The sequence below is a fragment of the Candidatus Brocadiia bacterium genome, assembly GCA_041658285.1.
In the GTDB taxonomy this organism is placed as follows: Bacteria; Planctomycetota; MHYJ01; order JACQXL01; family JACQXL01; genus JBBAAP01.
Genome location: JBBAAP010000005.1, coordinates 47569 through 60492, shown reverse-complemented (window position 1 = coordinate 60492; position 12924 = coordinate 47569). Strand labels below are relative to the sequence as shown.

Here is a 12924-nt window from a genome sequence, read left to right as displayed (position 1 = left end):
ATTATTCCTCGCTTTACTTAGATTTTTTAGTTCCGTAACGAGAGCGGCTCTTCTTGCGGTTTTCCACGCCGCCGCAGTCAAGCTTGCCCCTGACCACGTGGTAGCGCACGCCGGGCAAATCCCTGACGCGTCCGCCCCGAACCATAACAATCGAGTGCTCCTGAAGATTGTGCCCTTCACCCGGGATATAAACCGTGACTTCCTTGTTATTTGAAAGCCTAACCCTGGCAACTTTTCTCAGGGCCGAGTTGGGTTTCTTAGGAGTCATTGTTTTGACTATCAGGCAAACGCCGCGCTTGAGCGGGCATTTATCAAGAACCGGAGATTTGGATTTGTATTTGGGCTGTCTGCGGCCTGATTTTACTAATTGATTAATTGTCGGCATCTGTTTTATCCTCCTTGCGATACTTCGGGAAACCTGTGCCGCACGGTATGATGCGGCCAAGAATAACGTTTTCTTTCAATCCTTTCAACGGGTCAAAACGCCCGGCGATAGCCGCTTCGGCCAACACCCGGGTCGTTTCCTGGAATGACGCCGCCGCAATAAAGCTGTCCGACTGCAAACTGGCCTTGGTGATACCTATAAGCGTTGGCTTTGCCGTAGCCGGTTTGTGGCTCTTCTTTACCACCTTTTCATTTTCCGCCTGGAACCTGAATTTATCAATGATAGTCCCGGGCAGGAAACTGGTGTCGCCCGGTGAATATATCCTGACCCGGCGCAACATCTGGGAAATGATAATCTCTATATGCTTGTCGTTAACGGTAACGCTCTGGGCGCGGTAAACACCCTGGATTTCCTTGAGCAAGTATTCCTGCAGGGCTTCGATGCCGTTAATCCGTAAAATATCCTGAAGAACGAGCGGACCGTTGGTGAGCGGGTCCCCAGCTTTGGTCGAATCACCCCTGTGAACCCTTAGGTATTTACCGGGAGGGATAACGTGCTCATCAGACCGCATGTCGCTGTCTTTGTTGTATATGATGATGGTGCGCTTGCCGGCTTTCTTTTCCCCGAATTCCACAACACCGTCAATTTCCGCGATAACGGCCGGATCCTTGGGCCGGCGCGCTTCCAGGAGTTCCGTAACGCGGGGCAGGCCGCCGGTGATATCCTGAGTTCCGCCTAATTCACGGGGGGTCTTGGCCAGAAGCATACCGGATTGGACCTTTTCGCCTTCATCTATTTCGATGTGAGCTTTTTCCGGGATAGTATATACGGCCATGACGTTCTTGTTTTCGTCTTCAATAATAATCTGGGGATGGCGGTCGCCTTTGTGCTCTATTATAACGCGTCTCTTAATACCACTGCGCGGATCAAGCTCTTCACGCATGGTAATATTCTTTACAATATCCTCAAAACGGGCGATACCGGCCTTTTCCGCGAGAATAGGCACATTGTGCGGATCCCACTCGGCCATGACGGTGTGCTGTTTAACCTGCGCGCCATCCGCTACCATCAGGGTCGCGCCGGGCGGTATCAGGTAGCGCTCTATTTCGCGATCCTTACTGTCCATTATGGCTATTTCACCGTTGCGGTTAACCACAATATGCTTACCTTTGTCATCCGTTGCGGTCTTAAGATTCTGATAACGGATAGCGCCCGCATTCTTGGTCAATATCTGCGATTCTTCTATGGCCCTGGACGCGGTTCCGCCGATGTGGAACGTTCTCATTGTCAGCTGCGTGCCGGGCTCGCCGATAGACTGCGCGGCAATCACGCCGACAGCCATACCTTCTTCAACCAGCTTTCCGGTCGAAAGGTCCATCCCGTAGCAACGGGCACAGAGCCCTTCGGACGCCTCGCAGGTCAGCGGCGAACGGACTCGTATTTTTTGGTAGCCCAGTTCTTCTATCTTTTTGGCGATTTCCTTAGTAATCAAATCGTTTTCCTTGACAATGACCTCGTCAGTAACGATATCAACAATATTGTCGCGGGCGGCCCGGCCGAAAATAGACTGGGCCAGAGGAGTTTCAACTTTTTCACCCTTGTATATCACGCTCTTGGTAATGCCGTTAAGCGTGCCGCAATCCTGAATATTAATAATCATATTCTGGGCGACGTCGACAAGCTTTCTGGTAAGGTACCCGGCATTAGCGGTTTTCAGAGCCGTATCAGCCAAGCCTTTTCGCGCGCCGTGCGTGGAACTGAAATACTCCAGTATGTTCAAGCCTTCGCGCAGATTGGCTTTGATGGGCGTCTCGATAATCTCGCCTGACGGCTTAGCCATCAAGCCCCTCATACCGGAAAGCTGGCGGACCTGGTCGATACTGCCGCGCGCCCCAGAATGCATCATGTGATAAATCGGGTTAAGATAACGCTTGCCGTCACGATAGTCGTTCTTCAAAACGTTAATCATGGCATCAGCGACCTTTTCACGGGCGTGAGTCCAGATATCGATAACCTGGTTATAACGCTCACCCGAAGTAACAATACCCTTGCGATAGTTATTTTCAATCCGGCTAACCGCGTCTTCAGCTAACTTGATGATAGCATCCTTTTCCTCAGGAACACGTAAATCGTCCTTGGAAATGGATAATCCGCTGGTGGTTACCGAACTGAATCCAAGATCCTTGATGTTATCAAGTATTTTAATAAAAATCTCTTTCTCAACCTTGTTGTGGCAGTCATAAATCACCTGGTTGAGAAGTTTCTTGTCAAGTTCATAATTATAATAAGGCATTACGGCGGGCATCAGGTCATTAAATATCATCCGACCCAACGTCGTTTTGTACCTTCCAAAAATGCCCTTTTCCGGTCCGCCTTTGGCCATTACTTTCTTATCCTCTATCTTAACCATGACCGGCGTATGCAATTTGATTTTATTCTGGCTATAAGACAGCGTGGCTTCTTCGATGGTAGCGTATGTCGGGTATGCCGTCTTCTTGCCAGATTGCTGGTCGGCCGGCTTATCCTCATAATAATCCAAAGTAAGATAATGTATGCCCATAACCACATCCTGAGTCGGGCCGATGACCGGGTTGCCGTGCGCCGGCGAGAATATGTTCTGGCTGGACATCATCAGCAACTTGGTTTCCAGCTGGGCCTCCCAGGAAAGCGGCAGGTGAACAGCCATCTGGTCACCGTCGAAGTCTGCGTTAAACGGCGGACAGACGAAAGGATGCACGGTAATGGCGTTGCCTTCTATCAGGATAGGCTCAAACGCCTGGATGCCCATTCTATGCAGAGTCGGCGCCCTGTTTAACAGTACCGGGTGGTCCTTGATAACCTCAACCAGTACATCCCAGACATCCTCGGTCCTGCTTTCAATCATCTTCTTGGCGCTCTTGATGGTATCAGCCTTGCCAAGTTCTTTAAGCCGCTTAATAACAAACGGCTGGTATATTTCCAGAGCGATTCGCTTGGGCAGACCGCACTGGTGCAGTTTCAGATCAGGCCCGACCACGATAACCGAACGGGCCGAGTAATCCACGCGCTTGCCGAGCAGGTTCTGCCTGAATCTGCCCTGCTTACCTTTGATCATATCCGAAAGCGACTTGAGCGGCCGCCCGGCGCTGTCCAGAACATGGCGCCGGCAACGTTCGTTGTCAAACAGCACGTCCACGGCCTGCTGGAGCATACGCTTCTCATTGCGAATAATAACTTCAGGCGCGTTAAGTTCGATAAGTTTCTTAAGACGATTATTGCAGTTTACCAAACGCCTGTAAAGGTCATTCAAATCAGAGGTGGCGAAATTACCGCTGTCCAGAAGAACCAGCGGCCTTAAATCCGGCGGGATTACCGGAATAACATCCATAACCATCCACTCGGGCTTGTTTTCGGACTCTAAAAAGTCCTTGACCAGCCGGTGGCGCTTAAGAATCTCCTTGGCTTTCTGAGAAACCGGGCTGAGCTTTTCTGATTTTAACTTGAGTTCCTTAGAAACGTCTTCAAGTTTAAGGTTGGCCAACAATGTTTTGATAGCCCGGCCGCCGATATCGTATGAAAATTCATTCGGATAACGTTCGTTATATTCGGCGACCTGTTCATCGGAAAGCAGCTGCCCGACTTTGAGCGGGCACTTTTTATTCTTAACCTCGGTAACCACGAAATCCTGGTAATATATGATTCTTTCCAGGGCTGAAGTTTTTATACTAAGAAGGTTGCCGATGACCGACGGCACAATCTTAAAAAACCATATATGAACAACCGGCGCGGCCAGCTGGATATGGCCCATTCTTTTCCTGCGGACGCGGGAAACGGTTATTTCCACGCCGCAACGATCACAGGTATTCCCCTTATATTTAATGCCTTTATATTTACCGCAGAAGCATTCAAAATCCTTTTCCGGCCCGAAAATACGTTCGCAAAAAAGACCGTCTCTTTCGGGGCGATAGGTACGGTAGTTAATGGTTTCCGGTTTCTTGACCTCACCGTAAGACCATCTTTTAATTTCTTCAGGCGAAGCTAACTTTATACTTATAGCGTTACACTCGTTTATCTGGTCGAATAATTGTTCCATAAATCAGCTATTTAGCTACGGGCTTTTCCTTATCTTTTTCTAATTTAAGGCTGAGACCAAGGCCTTTGATCTCGTTAAGTAAAACTTCAAACGATACCGGAGTAGTCGGTACCAGGGTATTTTCACCTTTAATGATTGCTTCATAAATACGGGCGCGTCCATCGACATCATCGCTCTTGACCGTAAGCATTTCCTGAAGGACATTGGCTGCGCCGTACGCTTCAAGCGCCCAGACTTCCATTTCGCCGAGCCTTTGACCGCCGTAGCGGGCCTTGCCGCCCAGGGGCTGCTGTGTAATCAACGAATACGGCCCGGTGGCGCGAGCGTGTATCTTATCATCCACCAAGTGGTGCAGTTTCATTATATATGCATAACCAACGGTTATTTTTTCCTTAAACGCATCGCCGGTACGTCCGTCATAAAGCGTCACTTTGCCATCAGCCGGTAAATTGGCTTCCTTAAGCGCTTCGGTTATTTCCTGCTCGGTAGCGCCGTCGAATATGGGCGATATGGCCCGGAACCCAAGCTTGTTCGCGGCCCAACCCAGATGCGTTTCAAATATCTGACCCACATTCATTCTGGACGGAACACCCAGCGGATTAAGGATTATTTCTATAGGCGTGCCGTCTTCCAGGTGAGGCATATCCTCTTCGGGAAGTATCCTGGCGATAACGCCCTTATTACCATGGCGTCCGGCAATCTTGTCGCCTACTGATAAATTCCTCTTGGTGGCAATCTTGACCCGGACCATTTCCAAAACTCCGGTCCTCAAATCATCACCGCGAATAATACGATTGACCCGGACGTCTTTTTCATTCTCAAGCTTCTCGCATTTCTCAAGAAGAATCTTAATCTTGGACAAAACTAATTCCTTATCTGACCGCGAGGAAAACTCCAGCTTATCCGCTTCGGACAGTTTCTCCTTGAGTTCATTAAGGCTCTTGATGGTTCCGCGCGGGCCATAGGCAATTGGACGGGGAACCAAACGCTTGCCGACTATCTTCTCCAACGGTTTTATACCGGCTTCGATAATAGTCTGAATCTGCGTATTAATATCGCGTTCCACCTTCTTGGTGGTTTTGGTAAGCTCTTCCTTCTGTTTTTCGGACAAATTAGCGCGCCGGGCGAAATGCTGGGTTTCGATAATGATACCATCAACGCCGGCCGGGACGTCAAGCGATACATTTTTGACATCCTCGCCCGCCTTGCCGAATATAGCGTGCAGGAGTTTCTCTTCCGGAGTAAGCTCACTCTTGCTCTTAGGGGCTATTTTGCCGACCAAAATGTCTCCCGGTTTTACCCGTGTTCCGACGCGGATAATGCCACTTTCATCCAGGTTGCGTAATACCCTTTCAGAAACATTGGGAATATCACGGGTAAATTCTTCCTTACCGAACTTGGTTTCCCGGATTTCCACCTCAAAGTCCTCGATATGGATAGATGTAAACGAATCTTCTTTAAGCAGTTTTTCACTGACAATAATGGCATCTTCAAAATTATATCCTTCCCAGGGCATAAATGCAATCAGGATATTCTTTCCCAGTGACAATTCGCCGTTGAACGTGCCCGGCCCGTCCGCGATAATCTGGCTGGCTTTAATCTTGTCGCCTATTTTTACGATAGGCTTTTGATTCATGCAGGTTTTCTCGTTCAAACCTTCATATTTTGTAAGGTTATAAGTATCGAATTCCTCATCGCCGCTTTCCGTCTCGTATCCGATTATAATCTGGTTGGCATCAACACGGCTGACAACGCCGGCCCTTTTAGCTTTGATAACCATAGCCGAATTCTCGGCCACGACCTTTTCCAGCCCGGTAACGACCAACGGAGCCTCGGTTTTAAGAAGAGGCACACCCTGACGTTCCATATTAGCGCCCATCAAAGCCCGGTTAGCGTCATCGTGTTCAAGGAACGGCACCAATCCGGCTGAAATACCGACCACCTGGAACGGCGAGACATCCTGGTAATTAATCTCTGTCGGGGTGACCATTTTGAATTCGCCGTTATGGCGGGCGATTATTTTACCCTCGAGTATTTTGTTACCCTTAACAGGCAAATCAGCCGAAGCAATAATGACATTAGCCTCTTCATCAGCCCTAAGCTGGACTATTTCATCGGTTACTATGCCGTTCTTAACGACACGGAAAGGCGTGGTCAAAAATCCGTATTTATCCACCTGCGAATACGAGGCCAACGAAGTTATCAAGCCGATATTGGCGCCTTCGGGCGTTTCCACCGGGCAGATGCGCCCGTAGTGTGACGGATGCACGTCGCGCACTTCAAATCCGGCCCTTTTGCGGTTCAAGCCGCCCGGACCCAGCGCGCTCAGCCGACGTTCGTGGGTTAACTGCGATAGCGGATTGGTCTGGTCAGCCACCTGAGACAACTCGCCCCGCTCAAAGAAGTGATTGACCACTGCCGAAATGGTCTTGGAATTAATAAGAGTCCTGGGAGTGGCTTCTTCCCGATAATTTATTCTTTTATCCTGCTGTTTGGCAGCAGCGGCCTTGCTGGCTTCCGATTCCGGTTCTGTCTTACGCCCCTGTTGCTCATTCCGGAATGTAGGCGCGCTGAAACTATTAAGTCTGTCTCGAACAGATTTTTGCAGCTTGTAGAAACCCTTGCGCATCTCATCACTCAAAAGCTCATCAATCGGCCTGACCCGGCGACTGCCCAGATGGTCAATATCATCAATAATGCCTTCACCTTTGCGCAACTTGATGAGATACCGCAGAACCTCGACAATGTCGTCCTTGAGCAGTGTCTGTTCCGTTTCCGGCACACTCAGGTTAAATTTGCGGTTTATCCTAAAACGACCGACCCGGCCGAGTTGATATCTGGTTTTATCCAAAAACCGCTCGTAGAACACGGTCTTGGCCTTGTCCTCCTGCGCCGGCATACCTGGACGGAGCCTGGCATATATCTTCAAAAGCGCTTCCTGATGCGACCTGGTCGTGTCATCATTCAGGGTATTAAGCATCAATAATTCGTAAGGTTCATTGCCGGCAGTTTCGACGGCGAATTTTATGACCTCTATTTCCTTGGTCATTTCAGATTCGATTAACGCCTTAGCCGATTCTTCGGTTATTTTATGGCCGGCCTCAATGATTACTTTGTTAGTCTCCGGGTCAACCACATTAACCACCGCGTATTTAGTCGTCAGGTTCTGGATGGAAGTATTCTTATCAATCGGGAATATTTCCGTCTCATAGAACGCCTTGATAATCTGAGTGTCGGTCGAGAATGATTCATCCATCGCCCTCAAAAACGTTGTGGCCGGTATCTTACCGCCCTGATCCACCTTGATGGCGAAAGAGTTCTTCTTGGCAATAGTTATTTCTATCCAGCTGCCCCGTTCAGGGATGATAGTCGCCACGTAGGATATCCGGTCTCCGACTTTTTCCAGCTTAAAATCAACGCCGGGCGACCGATGCAACTGGGAAACCACGATACGCTCCACACCGTTAATGATGAATTCGCCGCCGCCAATCATCATGGGAACGTCGCCCAGGTAAACGTATTCCTCAACTGATTCGGGCTTATTCAGCCTAAGCCGGGCCTTGAGCGGCGCGCCGTAGGTGATTTTCAGGGCTTTGCATTCGTCGGGCGTATAGCGGGGTAAACCCACTTCGTACCAAAGATAATCCAGCGTTATGGTGTTGTCGTATGATTTAACGGGGAAAGTCTCGCGGAAAATGGCTTCCAAGCCTATATTCTTGCGCTTGGTCGGAGAAACGTCTTCCTGAAGGAATTTCTTATACGCCTCCACCTGGATGTTGACCATCTCAGGAAGGTAGAGGCTATGCGGGTATTTTTTATATATTCTGGTTTCCATCAGTTAACAGCAAGTGTCGGCACGAAACCCCGGAATTAATACTGGCAATTTATAGTTTATTACCCTGTCTGGGGAAAATAGGCTATTTAATTTCGACCTTAGCGCCGGAGGCTTCGATTTCCTTGGCAATCTTTTCCGCCTCGTCCTTGGGAACACCGGTCTTAATCGGCTGCGGAGCCTTGTCAACTAAATCTTTGGCTTCTTTCAAACCCAGGTTAGTTACCGACCGGACAACTTTAATGGCCTGGATCTTATTAGCGCCCGCTTCCTTAAGAATAACGTCAAAAGTGGTTTTTTCTTCCTTTTCGGCAGCGGCCGGTCCGGCGGCTCCGCCCATCGCTCCGCCACCCATCATTACCGGTGCGGCAGCGCTGACGCCGAATTTCTCCTCAAAGGCCTTGACAAAATCCTTAAGCCACAGAACACTTGAATTCCCGATAGTGTCTAAAAGTAATTGGCTGCGCTCTTCTTCCTTCAACCCCTTTATGCTTTCAACTATTTCATTAACACTTGCCATATATTATCTCCTTTAAGCAATGCTTTTCCCTCACCTATATTAATAGGCAAAGACTGTTAAAACAGAACGACGCATTATGCAGTAAAATAAAGTCCTTGTCAAGAAAAATAATATTTTATATCAACTTTATTTAGGCATGCATTTTGCTTACGCGGACCAAACTCCGCTGACCGGATTCTGGCAATCGAGGCATTTACCGTCCCGGATAACGTTCTGCTTCACGGTATAACCGCCGCGCTCGACCAGTACCTTACCGCATTTAGGGCAATAAGTCGATTCGGCCGGATGGGGCGAGACGTTACCGACATAAACATAATTAAGTCCGGCTTTGCGCCCGATATCGTAAGCGGACTCCAACGTCTTTACCGGCGTCCGGATGATATTGGTCAACTGGTATGCCGGATGGAAACGGAAAAAATGCACCGGCACGTCAGGTCCCAGCTCGGCCTTTATCCATTCGCACATCCGCCTAATCTCCTCGGCCGAATCATTCAGGTTCGGTATCAACAAGACCACTATCTCGTACCAGATACCGGTCTTCTTAAGTGTTAACAATGTATCCAACACGGGCTGAAGCGTTCCGCCGCAATATTTCTTATAGAACTCGTCGCTGAATGACTTCAGGTCTATCTTTACGGCCGACAACTGCGTGCACAGCTTCTTCAACGGCTCCTCTTTGATGTAACCATTGGAGACCATCACCGGCTTGATATCATTCTTGCGGCATAACCCGGCGATGTCATACATATACTCATAATAAACGGTCGGTTCGGCGTAAGTAAAGGCCACCACCAGCAGCTTGTTCTCCCGGGCCATCCCAATTATTTTATCGGGCGGCACGTAAACCGACCGGACATCCTCCGGTTTGGCCTGCGATATCTCCCAGTTCTGGCAGAATTTGCAGGACAGATTGCATCCGGACGTGGAAAGCGACAGTGTCTTGGCGCCGGGCAAGAAGTGAAAAAACGGTTTCTTCTCTATCGGGTCTGATAGCGTCACAGTGCAAGGATAGGAATGAACCAGGCTGTAAAACTTTCCCTCCCGATTCTCCTTATTGCCGCAAACGCCCCGCCCGCCCGGCGGAACACGGCATTTCCTGGGACAGACCAGGCATTCCACTGCATTATCCTTAAGCCTGTCATAAAACGCCGCCTTAACCGGTGATATAGCGGCATCCGACACGGCAGGCTGTCCCGGCGCGTAACGGCCCAGAGCAGTCGCGGCGCAGGCGCCTAATGCGGTTTTTATTATTGCACGACGTGTATATTTCATGCCCGTTCTCGAAACCCGTGCGGACCGGTCCGGCCCTAACGCTTTTTCTCTTCCCCCGGCTGGCCCAACGCCTTAAGCGCCGCCGCCGCCCGCATCCGCGAGTTGATATCGTTCTGATTCAGAACTTCCCTGATGTCATTGACCGATTTCGGCGCCAACCTGTCCTTGGCGCCCAGCTCGACCAGCACAATGGCCGCCCAGCCGGCCACCGAACTGTTTATATCTTTGAGCAGTTTGGTTACTTCGGGTATGATACTGCGGTCGTCAAACCGGCCCAGCGCCGACAGCACCATCATTCGTATGGCCGAATCCTCATCCTTAAGCAAAGCCGTCAGGTCCGGCACGTAATACCTGGCGTTCAATTCCACCAGCGCCGCTACCGCCATCCGGCGGATGTAGTTGTCGCCGTCGTTCAAAAGCTTGGCCATCTCCGGAGCCGATTCGCGGGCGTTAATCTTGGTCAGAATGGTGACGGCTGTCCGGCGAATGCCGTTGTCCTTATTCTTAAGCAGGCTGATAACCTCAGGCACGGCTTCCCGGACATTAGATTTGACAATAACATCTGCGGCCGATTCCCGGATGTCAAAGTTATTATGCCGGAGCAGTTCCAGCAAAACAGGAACGCCGTCCTTTGAGCCCAGCTCGATCAGAGCCCTAGCCGATTCCAACCTAATCCTGGTATCCGGGTCATTCAGAAACTCCTTAATGTAAGGCGCGGCCTGCGGGATAGTTCGGTCCCAGAGGATGATAATCATATCCGATTCTGACGCGGAAGTATCCCGGCCCACGCTCAAGCAGATGATAAAATGCTTCTGCTCGTAAGTCAGCCTCTCGCCCTCGTCTAATACCACCTCGCGTATCAGCGATGCCACATCCTGGTTGGCCACCCTGGTCTGGGTCCCACCCTCAGCCTCATTACCAAAAGCAACCACCTTCTGAAGAATCGCATACTTGCCGGCGTAATCAGCCATTATCAGATTATCATAGATATCCGGCATCTTCTTTAGTATCCGTCCGGAAAGCCCCAGCTTCTTGCTCAATATCACCTTAAGAATGCTCATGCCCGGACGTTTAATCTCGGGGTTATCCGACTGTATCACCGCGGTCCGGAGCTGGCCATAGGCCGGTTCGCCGATGTGCTCCAATTCGCGCCGGGCCTTTTCACGAACCGTCTCGTCCACATCACCCAGCTGGCTGATAAAGTTTTCAATCCGGGTATTGATGTCTTCCTGTGTTGCCTCGGCCTTGACCTGCGGTGATGTTTTAGGGCGTGACTTGCACCCCAAAACCATACATATAATAATCAATGCCGTAATAATAACGTGTTTCATACTTTCGCTTATCATTCCATTAACCAATAATATTCGGCCTACTCCCCAAACACCTGCGCGGTGTAGACCAGGAACTCCATCCCTTTATCTTTATAAGCGTCGGCTTCCAAACCGGCCTTCTGGCAAAGATACTGGAGCATGGTGTCGCGATCCCAGCCCTGTTCCGGCGCCACCTGAGGCAGAAACGTCGCTCCGTGCATGCCCTTTTTGATATAGACCCCGTGCGTGCCGACGATAATCTCTTTGTAGGAATCAATCCGCTTCATCGGCGACATCACCGATATCTCTATCTGCGTCCGCGGCTCCTCAACCGCCGTCATCGGCTCGAACCGCGGGTCGCCCGTGGCCGAGTCGGCCACCTGCTTCATCACCGCTTTGTAAAGCACCACCGGCTCAAAGTTGCCGATGCATCCGCGTAACTGCTTGTTCTGGTGCAGGCTGACGAACACCCCGAACTTCTGCTTCAGCCGCGGCGTCAGCTTGGAATCATCCACCTCCGGCTGTTTGCCTGATTTAAGATATGTCTGCAGGGTCTGGCGGGCCAGTTTCAGCAGGAACTTCTGCTCGGCATCACCCAGGAGGTAAGACTCCTCCGCCGCGCCGGCCCGGCTGAAAGCAATGGCCGCGTAGCTCACGGTATGGTTATAATCGCCGGTCAGGTCGCCCGATGTGTAATACTTAAGCAATTCCGCCTTGGAACCTGCTGGTAGCAGGTGCAATAATAATGTAATCGGGTTATGTCCGCAGATGGTCGCGCCGGTTGCCCCCAGGTATTTAATGAAACCGTCCGGAGACAGCTTCAGTATTTGCTCAATCGCCCCGCCGTCCAGCTTCTTGAGATTATCCTTTACATTATCTTTAAACGGAACATAACCGAAACTCTCGCCAAAATGGGTAAAGTCCGAGCTGGCAATCAACAGGGTCTGGCCGTCGATAATCTCCTTAAGCGCTTCAGCCGCCGTCCGGGAATCCTTATCGCCCAGGGAGTCAACTATCAGCGGCACCAGCTTGCAACCCGGGAACACCATTTGGATGAACGGCAGTTGTATCTCCAGCGAATGCTCCGGCATCTCGGCCTCGGGTTGGTTGGAGAATATCCCGCCCTTGTCGAGGAGTTTCTTGCAGGCAACGGTATCTATCTCTACCAGGCCCAACGGCGTCCGGTAAGCGGACATCCCGGTAACGGCAATGCCCTTGAACCGGTAAGGCTGGTGATTCGGCCCCATCAAAATAATCCGCTTATAGATATTGCTGCCGGCGGCCTTGTAAGCGTAAGCCGCGCCCGGACCCGAATACTGGTGCCCGGCGTGCGGAACAATCAATGCGCTCACATCAGCCAAAGGTTTGACATCGGCCTTATCCAGATATTGGCGGATATCCTTCCGGAGCTCATCAGCCGACCCCTTATACCACGAACCGGCCAAAGCCGGCGGCCTGGTCCCCGTATCCTGCGATTTCGGCATATCCTCACCCCCGCACTTACATATAGAAGCAACTATCAGCCCGATAATG

The 12924-nt window shown here is 50.5% G+C and carries 7 protein-coding genes; all 7 read right to left on the bottom strand.

Translation table 11 applies throughout. The features are described from left to right. Positions 1-13: 13 nt before the first annotated feature. Positions 14-385, bottom strand: a complete 372-nt coding sequence (gene rpsL, locus WC980_06540; protein MFA5794705.1) for a 30S ribosomal protein S12 — start codon at positions 383-385, stop codon at positions 14-16. Then, a complete protein-coding gene (gene rpoC, locus WC980_06535) occupies positions 372-4457 on the bottom strand; it encodes a DNA-directed RNA polymerase subunit beta' (protein MFA5794704.1) in 4086 nt (1361 codons plus the stop codon). Before rpoC ends, rpsL begins: the two co-directional genes overlap by 14 nt. Before the next feature lie 7 nt (positions 4458-4464). After that, the gene (rpoB, locus tag WC980_06530) at positions 4465-8292 is read right to left on the bottom strand and encodes a DNA-directed RNA polymerase subunit beta (GenBank protein ID MFA5794703.1); all 3828 of its coding nucleotides are present in this window, start codon (positions 8290-8292) and stop codon (positions 4465-4467) included. An 82-nt stretch (positions 8293-8374) separates the two neighbouring features. Then, positions 8375-8809 carry a 50S ribosomal protein L7/L12 gene (gene rplL, locus WC980_06525; GenBank protein ID MFA5794702.1) on the bottom strand — a complete coding sequence of 145 codons (435 nt, stop codon included), beginning with the start codon at positions 8807-8809 and terminating at the stop codon, positions 8375-8377. A gap of 147 nt (positions 8810-8956) precedes the next feature. Then, positions 8957-10081, bottom strand: a complete 1125-nt coding sequence (gene amrS / locus WC980_06520) for an AmmeMemoRadiSam system radical SAM enzyme (GenBank protein MFA5794701.1) — start codon at positions 10079-10081, stop codon at positions 8957-8959. 35 nt (positions 10082-10116) lie between these two features. Continuing rightward, positions 10117-11412 (bottom strand): HEAT repeat domain-containing protein, encoded by a 1296-nt coding sequence (locus tag WC980_06515; protein MFA5794700.1) that lies wholly within the window; start codon positions 11410-11412, stop codon positions 10117-10119. Positions 11413-11450: 38 nt separating this feature from the next. Continuing rightward, entirely contained in the window at positions 11451-12875 is a 1425-nt protein-coding gene (amrB, locus tag WC980_06510) for an AmmeMemoRadiSam system protein B (protein MFA5794699.1), read from the bottom strand. Positions 12876-12924: the final 49 nt, after the last annotated feature.